The organism is Corynebacterium sp. HMSC070E08 (genome assembly GCF_001808895.1).
In the GTDB taxonomy this organism is placed as follows: Bacteria; Actinomycetota; Actinomycetes; order Mycobacteriales; family Mycobacteriaceae; genus Corynebacterium; species Corynebacterium hiratae.
On the sequence record NZ_KV794780.1, the window covers coordinates 1 to 14,659 of the forward strand.

Consider the following 14,659-nt stretch of genomic DNA (forward strand, 5'->3'; position numbering starts at 1 on the left):
TATCAGGTGTCTACCAAACAGGGGTCAGGTCCAGTTTCCTATGGCTTGCTGGTGGAACCAGTCTTCGATGTTGGTTGGTTGGGTGGGTTGGGTTTGTTGATTGCGGGCTTCGAGTTGGCGGATGGTTTCGGCGTTACTGAGCCTGCCGGGGATGGTGGTGGCAGGTTGTGGGGGGAGGGTGAGTTCGTCTTCCCAGCGTTCGTTTCTTAACCACCGTTCGGGGTCTTGCATGTATTGGCAGTTACCGTTGCGCGCCCGGTGGTGTTGCACGTGTTGGCGCATGTGGTTGATTAGTTCATCGTTGGTGATTTTTTTGGTGGCGTTGCGCCATTGGGTGAGGGCTTTCTTTTTGCCGGTCTTTTTCTCGGATGGGACGGCGCGCCAGAATTCTTCGAAGGCTTCTGGGTAGGTGTTGGCGCTCACACGCTCATCTTTGGATGAGCAAGTGTTTTCCCCTGTTCCCCTGTTACCCTGTTCCCCTGTTACTAGAGAGGTTTTTCCGGCGGTAGGCGCGGAATTTCCGGCACTATGCGCGGAGTCTCCGGCGTTCGGGTTATCATCATCCACACCACCAATCGCGTTTCCACTGGTCACATCAAAGAAATAGCCCTCTTCCTCGGTCGGATACTTCGACTTTGGGCGGAAGTCTTTCGACTGGTGCTCCTTGAAATTGGGGATTACGTAGTAGGGACGCTCATTCACCCGGTAGAACTTGATTCCGTAGGCTTCCGCGACCTCTCCGCATATCTCCGCAAAGCTCCGCCAACTTCCGGCACTATGCGCGGAATTTCCGCGACTCTTGCGCGGAAGCTCCGCCACATCATCATTTGGGAAGCAGAAAGCCTCTAATTCTTTCAGGTTTGCGGTACCCCGGCCTGAGTCATCTGCCCAGTTCCACATGGCGATGTAGACCAGCCTCACTGCGAGGTCTGCGCGGGCGGTCGATGGGGAGTCCCAGAATTCGGGTTTGATGCTTCGGATGCGTGGCATTAGTGGTGTTCCTCTAGCGGTTGGGGGGTTGTCACTTGCGTAACCGGCCCCTGTAATTACAAGTTTGTGATGCGGGGATTCGTGCCTACCCATTCGCGGACTGCTGCCGCGTGACGAGACGGGGTGCGGGATTCCACAAACCGGCCTGTCGGCTTGATGAGGCCGTCGGCGCGTGCGTGACGAAAGAATGAGCCAATGGTGTTGGGGTGGTGCGGCTTCGCATCCCCTAGTAGCTCCCGAAAGTCGTGCGCGGTGAATGGTTCCCCTGTCGCGGCGAGCTGCGCCATAGCTTTTTGCGCGGCCACATTCCACCCCCGGTGGATAGCGATTTCCGCTAGGTAGGCCGCGTCACGCGGGTCAATATCAATCATGAGCTGCATCGTGGCCTCCTAGGCTGCTTGTCCAATGGTCTTGCGTTTACGTGCTTCGCGGGAGCGCTCCGTAATTACGCGGGTGTATTCGCGGTAAATAAGGCGCAGCGTTGGGCTAGTGGTGTGACCGCTTTCCACGAGCCGTCTGAATGTTCTGCGCTGTCTTTTGAGTGGCCAGGGCTTGTTTTCGTAGTAGTCGAGGATGCTTTCAGCAAAGCCCAATTCGCGTTTGGTGAGCTGTATCAGTGTGCGCGGTTCTGGATGCTGCTCATGGGGGTCATCTATGTCATCCCACATCATGGGTGTTTCCCAGAGGCGGCGCGTTGCTGTCTTGGTAGGCGGGCCAATAACGGGCTTTGTTGCGAGGTTTTCCCACATGGTGGTGAGCTTTTTCGCGGTTTCGGGGCTTACCCAATCTGCGCGGTTGAGGGTGATTTTGCAGATGAGGGCGTGGCTTAGTCCGCTGATTTCCGCGAGCTTTGAGGTGCTGTATCCGGCTGCTTGTAGTGATTGAAGGCGGCGCTCATAGGGCCATGCGGGGGTGTATCCGATGTGGGATGGTGGTGTGGTGGGTAGCTTTTTGAGGTTGCGGATGGTGGTGTGGTGGGTAGCTTTTTGTGGGCCGCTGGTGATGAGGTGGAGGCATCCTTGATTGAGGCCGGATTCTTTGGCGATGGCCCTCATGCTCCACCCGTTATCTGTGAGGTGTTGGATGATATTTTGGGCTTCTTCTACCGGGTGGTTAGGGCGTAGTTTGCCCTGTTGGTAGGCGTGTTTGGCGCATAGTCCGTCAGAGCGGTAGGTCTTGTTTTGGCAGTTGGGTCGGTTACAGTATGGTGCTTTGCTCATTGGTTGGGTGTGCGTTTGGGGCTGGCAGGCCCGGTGAATATGGCTTGTGGGGTGTGGTTAGCGGATGCCCCTCCCCGCATCTGGCGTGTTAGGCGGCTTCGCCCTCAGCGGGCTGGTCTTCTACCAGCTCAGCCTCCAGCGGCGCATCCTCCACAGCCTCCGCATTCAGCTGATTCTTTCGGGCGGTAAACATAGGCTTAATCGCCGTCTCCCACTCCGGGTTAGTAGACGCGGTGGCGTACAACTTCATGAGGTCATCCTCACTGTTTGCTTCTGCAATGCGGTCGGCCCACACGTCTGCCCCATCCGTGTTTGCAGGTGCGGCCCCTAGGGCATCTGCTAGGCGTTCCTGGGCGCTATTCCCCTGCTGCTGTGCTGGGGCTTGGCGTGTGGCTTGGTACTGGGTGGGCTGCTCTACAACGTGGCCTGATTCATCCACTACCGCGCCAACCTCTTCAGGGGTGTAGATACCACCGGCCATAACATCGGATGCGCCCATACGCACCACCTCAGAGATAGCGCGGGCACGCAGCATCGCAGCCGGGTACAACGTCCACGGCCCCTTATTGCCCCACAGGCCAGCCTTACGGGCCTTAGCCTCATCCCAGCGGGCCTTGTACTCAAACTCCGGGTCATCGGAGCGGATTAGCACCGCTTCAGCAAAGGTATCGTCACCGGTGACGCGCAGCTTGTGCCCCTGCTGGCGCACCATAGCGGACATGAGGTCAGCGGACGGGGACGGGCGACCATTGATAACAGCAATGGACGTGAGCACGTGGATACGGGAGATACCCAAAGCATCGGCATACTCAGCAGCAAACATGAGGTTTGCGGGGTTCCCCTGGTACTGGCGTGGCATGAGGTTTCCCTGGCTCATGGCACGAGACCAGTTCATCATCTCATTCAGGTGGTCTTGAGTGCGTGCAATTTCCTTAGACATGGTGTGTTCCTTACTTGGTAGTGATTTGGTTGATGGTTGGGAGGTTTTGGGCTGGATACAGGCTCACGCCCTTCTTGGTGGCGCGCCGGTACCCGATGGTGTGCCCGTTACAGGTGGCTGTCCTTGCGGTTCCCATTGCCTTGAGGATTCGGGCTTTCGCCCCGTCTTCACGGGCTTGGGCATCTGCGCGGTCGGTCTTTGCGGTGAGGTAGTCAACGGCATCGCATTGGCTGACTTCCCACTCATAATCCGGTTCAATGTCTGGGTTGAGCTTGGCGAAGAACTTGTGTATCCCGGCCCGGTCTTCGATGGGATATGGGCACTGTGGGAGGGTGAGACTGTCAAAGAATGCCTTGGTCTTTGTCTCCAGCGTGTGCCCCATTTGCGGGTTGTAGTCGATGGGGTACACGTCATACTGGTCTACCCATGGGCCGTGTTTGACTACGTAGGTGCGATTAACGCTCTCCCCCTCCGGCCCGTGTGTCATGTGCATTTGCCACAGGACTTGCACGTAGTAGTAGAGGGGGATTTCGTCGGTGCCGGGTTCGCCCCATTCGTCCGCTTCTGTGTGGATGCCGTCGGAGTTCTTGGCCCGTGCGATGCTTTTGGCCTCTACGAAGATGGTGTTGCCGTCTTCGTTGCCTACCGCGTCGGGGTTCGCAGCGGCCCATGGCAAGTCAGGCCTAGTGACCGTGGTTTCGCCGCTGGCCTGCTCAATGTCTGGGCGAAGCACTTGGAAGAACCAGGCGAGGATGCTGGATTCTTGGATGGTGCCGCGCAGCATTGCGGTGGTGGCTTCTTCGGGTTCGGCTTCGCCACGCATTTGGTGCCAGAGCTCTACGGTGGTCTTGTAGGGGCTGATACCTAGGATGGTGGCGACTTTCGAGCCGGTGACTAGCGTGGCGTGCTGACTGCTGCCTGGGATGATTGGTGCCCTAGGTTGTGTGCATGTGGTATTATGCATATGCGTTTCCTTCCTTGGTTGGGTGGATGCGTGTTGAATCTGCCCCGGCACACTTTTGGGAATGGCAGTTCCCGTGCTTGTGTGGCAGGTTCTTTTTTATGCGGTGAGTAGTTTGCGTTCCTCAATTTCGGCGCGGTGTGCGAGGAAGTTGAAGAATTCGTCTGCGTCTTCTACGCGGATGCGCCAGTTGGGTCGGGTAACGCTTTTGGAGATGTTGACGGCTGTGAGGTTTCCGGCCTTGATGTTGTCGGTGATGAAGTCCACCGATACGTCGTACATGTGGGCCATTGTTTTTGTGCTCATGTAGCGCTTTTCTGGCATGGTGTGTGTCCTTTGGCAGTTGGTTGGGTGGTGTCGCCAAGTGGGGATATAAGCCGTTGTGGCGACATAGGTAATGTTACATGAGGTGACACAGGCGCGCAACTTTTGTTGCACCGTGCTGTAGTTACGTGCATGTCATTACGTGCAAATGTCACATTGGGTTACATTTGTTGTCATGGCGAACAGTATTTTTAATCTGTCAGAGTTGGTACGCCTAGAGCGGCAGCGGGCCGGTATGAACCAGGCGGAACTTGCCGAAGCGATGGGCCGTGACCGTAGTTGGGTAGTGCAATTGGAGCGGGGCCGTCGATACAACGGCAACCGGTTCGAGACGGAGCCGGAAATGGTGCTAAAGCTCGCGGCAGTTCTCAATATTGACCCCGTGGAGGCGCTGGTGGCCTCTGGGATTGATAAATCACAATGGCCCGATTTATCACACATTCGTTCGAAGAGTGCTAATGTTCGAACCGTCGATATAACCACCCTGTCCAACTCGCAGGCTAAGTTAGTCGAGCAACTGGTCAAAGAATTCAAAGACGGGAACAAACAGAATGAAAGTGGTAAATAGCCTGGCAAACACCTATGACCTCCTAGTAGTCCCCCAAGCTGGAATCACGCAACCTGCGCCCCATCTGACCCCGCAACAGGCCACCAAAGTCACCAAAGCATGGCGAGATTACGGCAACACCCCCAGCCCATCATTCGAACAAACATGGACAGTCGCCGTAGCCCACATCATGGATGGTGCCCCCACCATCACCACCACAATGCTTATCCCCGCCTAGCCCAGCTTTCCTAGCGCGTCGCGCATCGCATCCTCAGACGAATGCAGATAGTGCCGCGTAGACAACAGCGTTGAGTGCCCAGCAAACTGCCTGATTAGCTCCGCATCCACACCCGCATCCAACAGGTGCGAAATCACCGTATGGCGCGCCGTATGAAGCACCATCCTGCGCACCCCAGCGCGCTCGCACAGCTCATACCACGCCGCATCATCCGCCTTATTCAAGATGGGCTTGCCCTCATCGTGGAAGACCAACCCCGATTCTTGCCCCTGGTATAGCTCCCCCAACGCGGCCCTAAAAGCATTCGACATAGGCAGCACACGTGAAGACCGCGCCGTCTTCGGACGCACAAACCACAATCCCTTATGGCACGGGCGATGCTCATAACCTGGTGCCACATCCGGGCGGCGCTTCGGGCACCTCGCCGCTGTGACCTTACTGCCACATCCGCAGCCCTCCCCGTGTGCCCAGGGGATGCGCTGCACCTGCCATGACAAATCGACTAGGCCACGGTCGAGGTCTACCCTGTCCCACTCCAGACCCAAGCATTCGCCTTGGCGTACGGCCATTGTCAGCGCTAGTGCCCACCTGGCGCACATCATGGGGCTATCCCCTGCCATGGTCGTGAGAATGGCCTTAGCCTCCGCCTTTGAGTAGGCCTCACGCGGCACACTATTAGCTTTGGGTCTGTCCATGCGGTCACAGGGATTCACGGCTATCTTGCCCTCATGTACCGCGTCTTTGAGGCACTTAGACAAGGTGGCGTGGACGGCTTGGATGGTGCGGTCACTGGCACCACCTTGCCGCATCTTCTTGTGTAGGTGGCGCACGTGCTCTGGGGTGAGCTTGTCGATGTGATTGCGCCCGATGTGCGGAATATGGTTTCGCCCGTAGCTGCGGTAGTTATCGAGCACGCGGGGCCGCACACGATGATAGGCAATATTGTCACACCAATAGGCCCACCACTCATTAAGGGTGGGGGTGGTGCCCGCTTGGTAGGTACCGTCTTCTAGTTCCGCGATTTTGGCCTTCACGCGGACTGCGAGCTTTTGCTTTGTCTTGGCCTCAACCCGAATACGCCAGCGGTTCCCGTTAGGACGGTGGCCTAGGTCGAGGATGCGGTAGTAGGACTGGCGTTGTTTGTTGAAGTTCAGGTCTCCGATGTTGCGAACCTGCGGCATGACTTCCCCTTTTTCGGTGGTTCACAGGGCGTGAAATGTGAACCAAAATGTGAACCAACCCCAGCCCTACAGGGCCGTACGTGTCACGTTGGGTAACATTTTAGCGTTTTCCACGACCTGCGGAAATGGCTACAATTGTTGCATAATACAACATGTATCCTCAGCCTTCCAAGCTGAAGACGCGGGTTCGATTCCCGTCATTCCCTCCAAGCTAAACAGCCCTACTACCTGCACAAACAGGGAGTGGGGCTGATTTTGTACTGGCCTGTACTCGGGGCCATGGTAGCTGAACTGGTAGCTGAAGGCTCCGGGCTAGCCGCTCACCTCATAATCGAAGTCCGCCATCGTGTACGCCGTGCAGATATGCTCCATGAGGTCGGTGTACTCGGAGCTGCCTAGTGCCTCCCCTACTATCTCGTCCGTCAGCAACACCAGCTCCAGGCGGGAGGTCCTGAGCACAAGGCCCGGGAATTGGCAACGCTGCTGCAAGATACCGTTCCACGTGGCCCGTGTCGCTGGGGCTAGATTTGGCCTTTTTGGATGCCGATTGAATGGTTGTAGTTGGTGTCGATAGCGTTGTCGTAGAGGGCTGGTCGTCCTGTTTCGTGGTCGGCTTGGTTCTCGTTGTGGGTCAGGGTTTGTACTTTGGCGAGTTGGTCCTGGCCCCATTTGGACTGTCTGGCGATTTCTACGGGGTCGTCGGGCAGTTCTGTTTTTAGATACAGCCACCACTCCAGCATTCGTCGTTGGTGTTCTCCGCGTCTTCCGCGGTGTGTGCGTGCTAGTAGTTTCAGCTGGGAGTTGATTCCGCCTTCAAGGCTGTTGGCGGTGGCCTTGATCCGGTGTACGTCAAGGACTCCATCGGGTGGGTTGAGGTAGACAAACAGCAGGTTGCTGCGCCAGAGGTAGTTGAGACTGTTGTAGGTCTTGCGCACGCTGGCATGAGTCCAGGTGTGAGTCCAGCGACCGGTGACTTCGAAGCGCTCCAATCAGCTACACTGACCCGAGCAGCATAGCTAACCCCCGACGTGTCTACTTTCCGGGGGTCAGGCCCTTCACGATGCTCCGTTGCTGGCCACCGTCAAGACGATCCCACTGCTCGTTCAAGGCCGCGACGATGATCGCCTGGGCGTGCTCGCCACTACTTAAGGTTGCATCGTCAGGATCATAAACAGGCACACCGTGAGTAGCGAGTAGATCATTGATTGGTTTCATGGGTATCAGTCTTTCCTTAGTGGTGGACGCGCATGCGCAATCACTAGAAAATATTTTCTATAAGTGCTTTATTAAACAGGATGCTGCATCGGTCGTCGCGTGCACGCTGACCCCAATCTGAGTGTTCCCGATACTGCCCAGGAGCAGCGAGCCCATACGACTACTTGTTCAAGCCGGTTAGAATCCAAGCACTACCCGGATTATCCAGAGAAAAACTGAGAGCAACTGACGTTGACTCCATGATTAAAGAAGACGGACTTGATGGAGAACACAGATCGAGAGCCTCTCGAGAGAACTTCACCCATTGTTCGCTGTCGCCCTTTCCTCTAAGAAAGAGGAAGTTTTCGTGATCGGAGAAGCCGTGTTCTGGAACAGGGGGATCATCAGCCATAAGTGTTTCTTTGACTGTTTGATACGGAGTGTATGGGCACACGAGCGAAAACTCAGTCCACTCTGGTCCGTAGAGTTCCTCCAGTGTGATGGACTCAGTAACGGGGATCGCATGTCCCGATCGTCCTAGGGACGCGAGATGAGAAGCCAATGGGTCATCAAAACTACAAGAGGAGAGTAATAGGGAGACAATACTAGTGAACCCTATCCGCGCCATCATGCGTCTCATAAACATAACTCCCTTCTCGTGCCTATCCTAGGAAAGTATAGATAGCAGTCCAATTCTAGCCCAGAGGGCGCACTGGTTCAGAGCAGAAGCTTCGTCGCCACTACTTGCGAAAGCAGATCCAAGAAATCGACCTTGGGCATTGTTATACAGGTTCATGCTGGTCTCATCCGCTGGCCCCTGAGCGACAGTTTCGTGGTTAGTAGCAATCCGTTCAGCTGCATCTGCACCGATTCTCATCGTCATCAGGGCATTCCACGAGCAGTGCCGAAAAGCATCGCCCTTTCCATTGCGGAGTGATGCGGCGCCAGGAAACCGGTTCTGCGCTTCCATACTCGCGGTTGTGGCTGCCTCTCTCAAATCCTCGCAACTCTCCTGCTAAGCGCGGCGGAAGGCGAGAGCATCCGCGAAATGTCGCGTAACGCAACATTGCTGCGGAGCAATCACTCAAGGAAAGCTGACAATGACCTACAACGCCCCACCCCAATACCAAAGCCCCGCTCCTGAAAAAGTGGTCGACGACTCCGCTGGTGGCATATCATCCTGAGCATGCTAGCGGGGGCGATTATCGCAACCGCGTCCATCGTAGCTATCGCATTCGCTATACCGGAGGATGCGATAGAAGAAGGTAGCGCGTCCGAAGTGGGTGGTGGCAATGTTGCTGCAACTCAGTATCTTTCAGACAAGGGAATCAACATTGAACCAGAACTAATCGGTAGAATTTCTACAATCGTGTGCGATGGCATGGCCAGCGGGAATCCCGGAAGTCAGTTAATCAACGCTGTGGAGGAAACGATGGACGGCATTAACTATATAAACGCATCTGAACTGGTGGCGGCTTCCACGGTTTATACGTGCCCGGAGCATATCGGAAAGCTGGCCAGATAAACGCCACATTGATTTTGCGGTTTAATCGCCGTTCAGTCTCCCAAGAAGTATCCGCACTAACCGTCTGTTTTCTTGCAGCTGGTGCGGCTTTCTTTGTTATGCGGTCTCCCTTGCATCTTTTCTGCACGGATGACCCCGCCCTGCGTAGAGTGGGCCGCATGACAGTACCCAATATCGGACTCCACGACGGCAACACCATTCCCCAGCTCGGCTACGGTGTCTTCAAGGTTGACCCCGACAAGACCGAAGAGCTGGTCCTCGAAGCCCTCAAGGTGGGCTACCGCCACATCGACACCGCTGCCATCTACGGCAACGAGGAAGGCGTGGGCCGCGCGATTGCTAAGTCTGGCATCCCGCGCGAAGAGCTGTTCATCACCACGAAGCTGTGGAATGACCGCCAGACTGATGCCGCCGCTGCTCTCGACGAGTCTTTGGAAAAGCTAGGACTGGACTATGTGGACCTCTACCTCATCCACTGGCCCTGCCCGGACAATGGCACGTACGTCGACGCGTGGAAACAGCTTATCGAGCTGAAGAAGGCCGGCAAGGCCAAGTCCATCGGCGTCTCCAACTTCGAACTGGAGCACCTGGACCAGCTGGAAACCCGGACTGATGAAACCCCCGTGGTCAACCAGGTGGAGCTGCACCCCTACCTGCAGCGCTGGCGCGAGCTCGATGCCTTCCGCGCCCACCAAGTACACATCGAGGCCTGGGGCCCACTAGGCCAGGGCAAGACAGATCTTTTTGAGCAACCGGAAATCACCGAGCCCGCCGAGAAATATGGCGTTTCCCCCGCTCAGGTGATTATCCGCTGGCACCTGCAAAATGGCGTCATCGTGTTCCCGAAGTCCGAAAACCCGGAGCGCATCGCGCAGAACTTCGATGTATTCGGCTTCGAGCTTGATGAATCCGAGATGGCTGCGATTACTGATCTCGACCTCGGGGAAGAGGGCCGCGGCGGCACTCACCCCAAGGAGATGAACTACTAAGCCTCCGGAAGCTCCGGCGGAATGTTGGTGCGCTCGTACTCGGCAAGAATGTCGATGCGGCGCTGGTGGCGCTCAGCACGGGACCATTCCTGATCTAGGAAGGCATCAACGATGGCGAGCGCCTCCTCCTCGGAGTGCATGCGGCCGCCAATGCCGATGAGCTGGGCATTGTTGTGCTCGCGGGCTAGGCGTGCAGTCTCCGGGGACCACGCCAAGGCGCAGCGCGCGCCCTTCACCTTGTTCGCAGCGATCTGCTCGCCGTTACCGGAACCGCCGAGCACGATGCCGAGCGAGCCCGGATCGTTGACGGTCCGCAGCGCGGCCTCGATGCAAAATGCCGGGTAATCATCCTCGGCGTCGTACTCGTGGGCACCGCAGTCAATGACGTCGTGCCCCTGCTTCTTCAGGTGTTCAGCGATGATGTTCTTCATCTCGAACCCTGCGTGGTCTGCTCCTAAATAAACGCGCATGGCCCACATCTTAGCGGGCAGCACGACTCCCCGCTGAGCCCTGCCATTAATAGCGTGCGCTTGCTACGCTTGGGGCCACTCACGCACAAGAGGAGGTTTTCATACCCATGACACGACGCGTGGCCAGCCTATACTTCATAGCTTTTCTCATCGGCGCCGGCTTGTTCGCCGCAGGTTTCTTCACGGAACGCAGCTTCCTCCGGCCCCTGGTCATGGCGATCGTGATGACCGTGGCTCACCTCGGGGTGGGCGCGTGGTGGATAGCCCAGAAGCCACACCGTGCAGCTGGGATCACCGCCGGTGTGCTTGCACTCCTCGCAGGCGCTTCATGGGCTACGTGGGTAGTCGCCGCGTGGGAGGAATTTCAAGCGCAGGCCTACCTCCCAATCATCAACATCGCAGGACTTCCTGCTTTCGTGCTCACCCCCATCGTCCTCATCTGCGTCGTCGTAGCAGCGACGCAGAATCGAACTCGCTAAACCTGCGGAGCTTCGGTGCGGGAGCGCTTGAGTTCGAAGAAGTAGGGGAACTGGGCTAGGCGCACGGAGGCGTCGAAAAGCTCGCCTGCTTCCTCGCCGGTGGGAACGCGGGTAATGACCGGGCCGAAAAAGGCGGTATCGCCGAACTTCACCACCGGGGTGCCGACCTCATCGCCGACCTCAGAGATGCCGCGGTTGTGGAACTCGGTGAGCTTCTCATCCATCTCTTCGGTGTTGGCCACGGAGGCGAAGGTGGAGGGGAGGGAGACGTCGTCAAGCGCCTGCTTGATGATGTCGTCGTAGGCGCCGTAACCCTTCTTGCCGCCCTGGCCCTCCGTGTGGATGCGGGTGCCCATGGCGGTGTAGAAGGCGTCGACCTTGTCCGGGGCCTCCACGGCAATCTTGGCTGCTACGCGGGCAGGGCCCCAGTTGGCCTCCATCATCTTCATGTACTCCGGGTCCAAGTCGCGGCCCTTGTTGAGCACCGAGAGGGACATCGGCTGGAAGGTCACCTCGATATCGCGGACCTTCTCCACCTCTTTAATCCAGCGCGAGGTCAGCCATGCGAAGGGGCAGGAGCAGTCGAACCAGAAGGTTACTTGTTGGGCCACAGTAAATCTCCTTTGCTTGTGTAGTCTGTGGCACCCCACCCTAGGCGTGTGACTACGCTGGTGCAGAGACTTAATCACCGACGAAGAGGAGTAACCTACATGACCTCGATTAACCTCACCCGCGAGGAAGCCCAGCAGCGCTCCGGCATGCTGGAGGTAAGCCACTACGACGTCGCCCTCGACCTCACCGGGGACGAGTTCTTTACTTCCACGACCGTGGTGACATTCCGGGTGAAGGAAGCTGGCTCGACGTTCATTGACTTGCGCGGTGACGAGCTTCTCGAGGTCCGCCTCAACGGCGCTCCCCTGCCCACCAGTGCTTATGACCCGACGTACGGTATCCCGCTGTCTGGTTTGCAGGTGGCGGAGTATGAGCTGATGGTCGTGGCGAAGATTCGTTACTCCCGCACCGGCGAGGGCTTGCACCGCTTCGTCGACCCGGTCGACGGCGAGGCTTACCTCTACACCCAGTTCGAGACTGCCGACGCCAAGCGCGTCTTCGCCTGCTTTGACCAGCCGGATCTGAAGGCTACGTACTCGCTGGCTCTTGAGGTTCCGGAGCACTGGACAGTGATTACGAACTCCCCCATCACGCGTTCAGGCAACACCGTGCGCGCGGCGGTGGATTACCCGCTGTCGACGTACCTGATTGCTCTGTGTGCGGGCCCGTATGTGGGCGTGACGGATACGTGGACGGGCACGCTGGCGGAGCACCCGGAGGGCTCGCCTGCTAAAACCGTTGAGGTGCCGTTGGGTATTTATTGCCGCCCCTCGCTGCTGGATTCGCTCGACGCCGAGCGCCTGTTCACGGAGACCAAGCAGGGTTTTGATTTCTACCACCGCAACTTCGGCTTTGCCTACCCCTTTGGCAAGTACGACCAGATTTTCGTTCCGGAGTTCAACGCCGGCGCAATGGAGAACGCCGGCTGCGTGACCATCCGCGACGAGTATGTTTTTACGTCGCAAGCCTCGCACTACAAGTACGAGCGCCGCGCGGACACCATTCTGCACGAGCTGGCGCACATGTGGTTCGGTGACCTCGTGACCATGCAGTGGTGGGATGACCTGTGGCTCAACGAGTCCTTCGCCACCTGGTCGGCGGCGATTTCCCAGGCGGAGGAGACCCAGTACGACACCGCGTGGGTGACCTTTGCCAACGTGGAGAAAGCCTGGGCCTACCAGCAGGACCAGCTGCCCACGACGCACCCGATTTCCACGGATGCCTCCGATATTGAGACTGTGGAGCAGAACTTCGACGGCATCACCTACGCCAAGGGGGCGTCGGTGCTGAAGCAGTTGCAGGCGTACGTGGGCCGCGAGAATTTCTTCGCTGGCGTGCGCCGCCACTTCCAGGAGCACCAGTGGGCCAACGCTACTTTCGGGGATTTGCTGCGCCACCTCGAGGAGGCCTCGGGGCGCGACCTGTCCTTCTGGGCACAGCAGTGGCTGAAGACCACGGGAGTGAACACTCTGGGTGTGGCGTTGGAGACGGACGAGTCCGGCACCATCACACAGGCCTATCTCACCCAACGTGGCGATACTCTGCGCACCCACCGCGTCGCCGTCGGCGTCTACGCCCTGCAAGGAGAGAAGGTGGTGCGCACCGAGCGCATCGAGATGGATATCGATGGCGCCTTTACCGAGATTCCGGAACTCATTGGCCGCAAGCAGGCGGACATCGACTTTGTGCTGCCTAACGACGATGACCTGACCTACTGCCTCATCGAGCTGGACGCCGGTTCCTTGCAGTTCCTATTGGAGAATGTCGACAAGTTCGAAGACCCCATGGCCCGCACTCTGTGCTGGTCCACCGCGTGGGAGATGACCCGCGCAGGCTCGATGCGCGCCCGCGATTTCGTCGCACTCGTGGCCCGCGGTGCGGCGGCGGAGACCGAGCTCGCCGTGCTGGAGCGCATCCTCTCCCAGGCCGCTATGGCCCAGTCCACTTACGCCGACCCGGAGTGGGCAAAGGAGGATACGCAGCTTGCCGACGCCCTCCTTGACGGCGCCCGCTCCGATGACACCGCGCGCTCCATCGTCTTCACCCAGGCGCTGGCCGGCATCAAGCTTCACGACGCCTCCCGCACCTTCTTCCAGGAGCTCCTTCAGACTTCCTCGGATGCGGGCCTACGCTGGAAGGCGCTCACTGCGCTCATCGCCGATGGCTCGCTTGCCGACGTCACCGGCCCCGAAGCCGCCGGCGCCGCCATGACGGCGGTGGCTGAGGAACTCAACCGCGATAACACCGCGACGGGTTACCAGGCCTCGCTTAAGGCGTTGGCCGCCGTAAACACCGAGGACAACAAGCGCGCGGTGTGGGACGAGATTGTCGCCGGTGAGCTGGGCAACCGCGACTTGGAGTCGAAGCTGGCGGGCCTGACGTTCGTAGGCGCCGACGAGCTCCTGCCGAGTGCAGAGTTCTTCGACGTGGCGGAAAAGATCTGGTCCGCGCAGTCCAACGAGATTGCCTTGACCACGGTGACCGGGTTGTTCCCGCGCTGGGATGTCAGCCAGGAGACCCTCGACCGCGCCGATGAGTTTCTCTCCCGCGATCTGGCCGGTGGCCTGCGCCGCGCCGTGACCGAGCAGCGTGACCGCCTCGCCCGCGCCCTGCGCAACCGCGCCGTCGACCGCGGTTAGCACACGCATCTAGCCCCTCCCCTGAGGGGCTTTTCTCATGCCAGTTCCGAGCCCGTGTTTGGCGCTTATCCCGACCTGTGATCCACAATCTCCCCACTACACGTGACGCATCCCTTCTAAGCAGGGATTTTGTTCCTCCGGTTGCGAGGCTGCGGGTGCTGCTTTAATCTTCGTGCCCATGGGGGATATCGAAACCTACCTCCGCCTCCGCAACTTGGGGATTGCGCTGGTGGAAAACATACCTGGCACACCCGATGAGCTTCGCGCGCTCGGTGCAGACCCAGCCGACGCCACCGAACTCGCAGGCCTGCACCAAGTGTACTTCGGCCCCACCCGCTTTACCGGCAAAC

Annotated in this window: 18 protein-coding genes and 1 pseudogene; 5 read left to right on the forward strand and 14 right to left on the reverse strand. The window is 58.3% G+C overall.

All coding sequences use genetic code 11. The features are described 5' to 3' along the window. Positions 1-24: 24 nt before the first annotated feature. From HMPREF2526_RS08405 to HMPREF2526_RS08430, 6 genes are all read right to left on the reverse strand, one after another. The gene (locus HMPREF2526_RS08405) at positions 25-990 is read right to left on the reverse strand and encodes a hypothetical protein (protein ID WP_070546979.1); all 966 of its coding nucleotides are present in this window, start codon (positions 988-990) and stop codon (positions 25-27) included. Positions 991-1,046: 56 nt separating this feature from the next. Then, positions 1,047-1,370 carry a hypothetical protein gene (locus tag HMPREF2526_RS08410; RefSeq protein WP_070546982.1) on the reverse strand — a complete coding sequence of 108 codons (324 nt, stop codon included), beginning with the start codon at positions 1,368-1,370 and terminating at the stop codon, positions 1,047-1,049. Positions 1,371-1,379: 9 nt separating this feature from the next. Beyond that, complete coding sequence (locus tag HMPREF2526_RS08415; RefSeq protein WP_070546984.1) at positions 1,380-2,045, reverse strand: hypothetical protein; 666 nt, start codon at positions 2,043-2,045, stop codon at positions 1,380-1,382. A 253-nt stretch (positions 2,046-2,298) separates the two neighbouring features. Continuing rightward, complete coding sequence (locus HMPREF2526_RS08420) at positions 2,299-3,150, reverse strand: hypothetical protein (protein ID WP_070546986.1); 852 nt, start codon at positions 3,148-3,150, stop codon at positions 2,299-2,301. Between the two features lie 10 nt (positions 3,151-3,160). After that, positions 3,161-4,114 (reverse strand): lambda-exonuclease family protein, encoded by a 954-nt coding sequence (locus tag HMPREF2526_RS08425; RefSeq protein ID WP_070546989.1) that lies wholly within the window; start codon positions 4,112-4,114, stop codon positions 3,161-3,163. Between the two features lie 96 nt (positions 4,115-4,210). Next, complete coding sequence (locus HMPREF2526_RS08430; RefSeq protein ID WP_246819881.1) at positions 4,211-4,417, reverse strand: DNA-binding protein; 207 nt, start codon at positions 4,415-4,417, stop codon at positions 4,211-4,213. Positions 4,418-4,610: 193 nt separating this feature from the next. On the opposite strand from HMPREF2526_RS08430, the gene HMPREF2526_RS08435 reads away from it, so the two are divergent. Beyond that, positions 4,611-5,003 (forward strand): helix-turn-helix domain-containing protein, encoded by a 393-nt coding sequence (locus HMPREF2526_RS08435; protein ID WP_070546994.1) that lies wholly within the window; start codon positions 4,611-4,613, stop codon positions 5,001-5,003. Between the two features lie 213 nt (positions 5,004-5,216). Here the strand turns inward: HMPREF2526_RS08435 and xerC are convergent, their stop codons facing one another. The 6 genes and pseudogenes from xerC to HMPREF2526_RS13815 form a co-directional block, all read right to left on the reverse strand. After that, positions 5,217-6,401 carry a site-specific integrase gene (gene xerC, locus HMPREF2526_RS08440; RefSeq protein WP_070546995.1) on the reverse strand — a complete coding sequence of 395 codons (1,185 nt, stop codon included), beginning with the start codon at positions 6,399-6,401 and terminating at the stop codon, positions 5,217-5,219. A 312-nt stretch (positions 6,402-6,713) separates the two neighbouring features. After that, the gene (locus tag HMPREF2526_RS13410; RefSeq protein ID WP_168163158.1) at positions 6,714-6,860 is read right to left on the reverse strand and encodes a hypothetical protein; all 147 of its coding nucleotides are present in this window, start codon (positions 6,858-6,860) and stop codon (positions 6,714-6,716) included. Between the two features lie 62 nt (positions 6,861-6,922). Beyond that, a pseudogene (locus tag HMPREF2526_RS08445) lies at positions 6,923-7,360 on the reverse strand (IS256 family transposase); the annotation flags it as partial. Positions 7,361-7,433: 73 nt separating this feature from the next. Continuing rightward, positions 7,434-7,616, reverse strand: a complete 183-nt coding sequence (locus HMPREF2526_RS08450; protein WP_046647309.1) for a hypothetical protein — start codon at positions 7,614-7,616, stop codon at positions 7,434-7,436. Between the two features lie 160 nt (positions 7,617-7,776). Further along, positions 7,777-8,007 carry a hypothetical protein gene (locus tag HMPREF2526_RS13250; RefSeq protein ID WP_128081833.1) on the reverse strand — a complete coding sequence of 77 codons (231 nt, stop codon included), beginning with the start codon at positions 8,005-8,007 and terminating at the stop codon, positions 7,777-7,779. A gap of 255 nt (positions 8,008-8,262) precedes the next feature. Next, a complete protein-coding gene (locus HMPREF2526_RS13815) occupies positions 8,263-8,592 on the reverse strand; it encodes a DUF6973 domain-containing protein (RefSeq protein ID WP_371326147.1) in 330 nt (109 codons plus the stop codon). 189 nt (positions 8,593-8,781) lie between these two features. Here HMPREF2526_RS13815 and HMPREF2526_RS08455 point away from each other — a divergent pair, with 189 nt between their 5' ends. Both HMPREF2526_RS08455 and HMPREF2526_RS08460 read left to right on the forward strand, forming a co-directional pair. Beyond that, complete coding sequence (locus HMPREF2526_RS08455; protein ID WP_046647311.1) at positions 8,782-9,120, forward strand: DUF732 domain-containing protein; 339 nt, start codon at positions 8,782-8,784, stop codon at positions 9,118-9,120. Positions 9,121-9,278: 158 nt separating this feature from the next. Continuing rightward, positions 9,279-10,109, forward strand: coding sequence for an aldo/keto reductase (locus HMPREF2526_RS08460; protein ID WP_070546997.1), 831 nt, complete (start codon positions 9,279-9,281; stop codon positions 10,107-10,109). On the opposite strand, the gene HMPREF2526_RS08465 is transcribed toward HMPREF2526_RS08460, so the two are convergent. Beyond that, entirely contained in the window at positions 10,106-10,579 is a 474-nt protein-coding gene (locus HMPREF2526_RS08465; RefSeq protein WP_046647313.1) for a ribose-5-phosphate isomerase, read from the reverse strand. The genes HMPREF2526_RS08460 and HMPREF2526_RS08465 overlap by 4 nt on opposite strands. Before the next feature lie 107 nt (positions 10,580-10,686). Here HMPREF2526_RS08465 and HMPREF2526_RS08470 point away from each other — a divergent pair, with 107 nt between their 5' ends. Beyond that, on the forward strand, positions 10,687-11,058 hold the full coding sequence (locus tag HMPREF2526_RS08470; RefSeq protein WP_070546999.1) for a hypothetical protein: 372 nt from the start codon (positions 10,687-10,689) through the stop codon (positions 11,056-11,058). Here HMPREF2526_RS08470 and HMPREF2526_RS08475 read toward each other — a convergent pair. Continuing rightward, positions 11,055-11,669 (reverse strand): mycothiol-dependent nitroreductase Rv2466c family protein, encoded by a 615-nt coding sequence (locus tag HMPREF2526_RS08475; RefSeq protein ID WP_070547001.1) that lies wholly within the window; start codon positions 11,667-11,669, stop codon positions 11,055-11,057. The two genes, HMPREF2526_RS08470 and HMPREF2526_RS08475, sit on opposite strands and share 4 nt — an antisense overlap. Before the next feature lie 99 nt (positions 11,670-11,768). On the opposite strand from HMPREF2526_RS08475, the gene pepN reads away from it, so the two are divergent. After that, positions 11,769-14,309, forward strand: coding sequence for an aminopeptidase N (pepN, locus tag HMPREF2526_RS08480; protein ID WP_070547003.1), 2,541 nt, complete (start codon positions 11,769-11,771; stop codon positions 14,307-14,309). Positions 14,310-14,659: the final 350 nt, after the last annotated feature.

Coding starts and splice junctions, on each gene's coding strand:
- HMPREF2526_RS08455 (WP_046647311.1), top strand. CDS start 8,782: ATGCTAGCGGGGGCGATTATCGCAACCGCGTCCATCGTAGCTATCGCA.
- HMPREF2526_RS08405 (WP_070546979.1), bottom strand. CDS start 990: ATGCCACGCATCCGAAGCATCAAACCCGAATTCTGGGACTCCCCATCG.
- HMPREF2526_RS08465 (WP_046647313.1), bottom strand. CDS start 10,579: ATGCGCGTTTATTTAGGAGCAGACCACGCAGGGTTCGAGATGAAGAAC.
- HMPREF2526_RS08460 (WP_070546997.1), top strand. CDS start 9,279: ATGACAGTACCCAATATCGGACTCCACGACGGCAACACCATTCCCCAG.
- HMPREF2526_RS08430 (WP_246819881.1), bottom strand. CDS start 4,417: ATGAGCACAAAAACAATGGCCCACATGTACGACGTATCGGTGGACTTC.
- pepN (WP_070547003.1), top strand. CDS start 11,769: ATGACCTCGATTAACCTCACCCGCGAGGAAGCCCAGCAGCGCTCCGGC.
- HMPREF2526_RS08435 (WP_070546994.1), top strand. CDS start 4,611: ATGGCGAACAGTATTTTTAATCTGTCAGAGTTGGTACGCCTAGAGCGG.
- HMPREF2526_RS08470 (WP_070546999.1), top strand. CDS start 10,687: ATGACACGACGCGTGGCCAGCCTATACTTCATAGCTTTTCTCATCGGC.
- HMPREF2526_RS08420 (WP_070546986.1), bottom strand. CDS start 3,150: ATGTCTAAGGAAATTGCACGCACTCAAGACCACCTGAATGAGATGATG.
- HMPREF2526_RS08450 (WP_046647309.1), bottom strand. CDS start 7,616: ATGAAACCAATCAATGATCTACTCGCTACTCACGGTGTGCCTGTTTAT.
- HMPREF2526_RS08415 (WP_070546984.1), bottom strand. CDS start 2,045: ATGAGGGCCATCGCCAAAGAATCCGGCCTCAATCAAGGATGCCTCCAC.
- xerC (WP_070546995.1), bottom strand. CDS start 6,401: ATGCCGCAGGTTCGCAACATCGGAGACCTGAACTTCAACAAACAACGC.
- HMPREF2526_RS08410 (WP_070546982.1), bottom strand. CDS start 1,370: ATGCAGCTCATGATTGATATTGACCCGCGTGACGCGGCCTACCTAGCG.
- HMPREF2526_RS08425 (WP_070546989.1), bottom strand. CDS start 4,114: ATGCATAATACCACATGCACACAACCTAGGGCACCAATCATCCCAGGC.
- HMPREF2526_RS13250 (WP_128081833.1), bottom strand. CDS start 8,007: ATGGCTGATGATCCCCCTGTTCCAGAACACGGCTTCTCCGATCACGAA.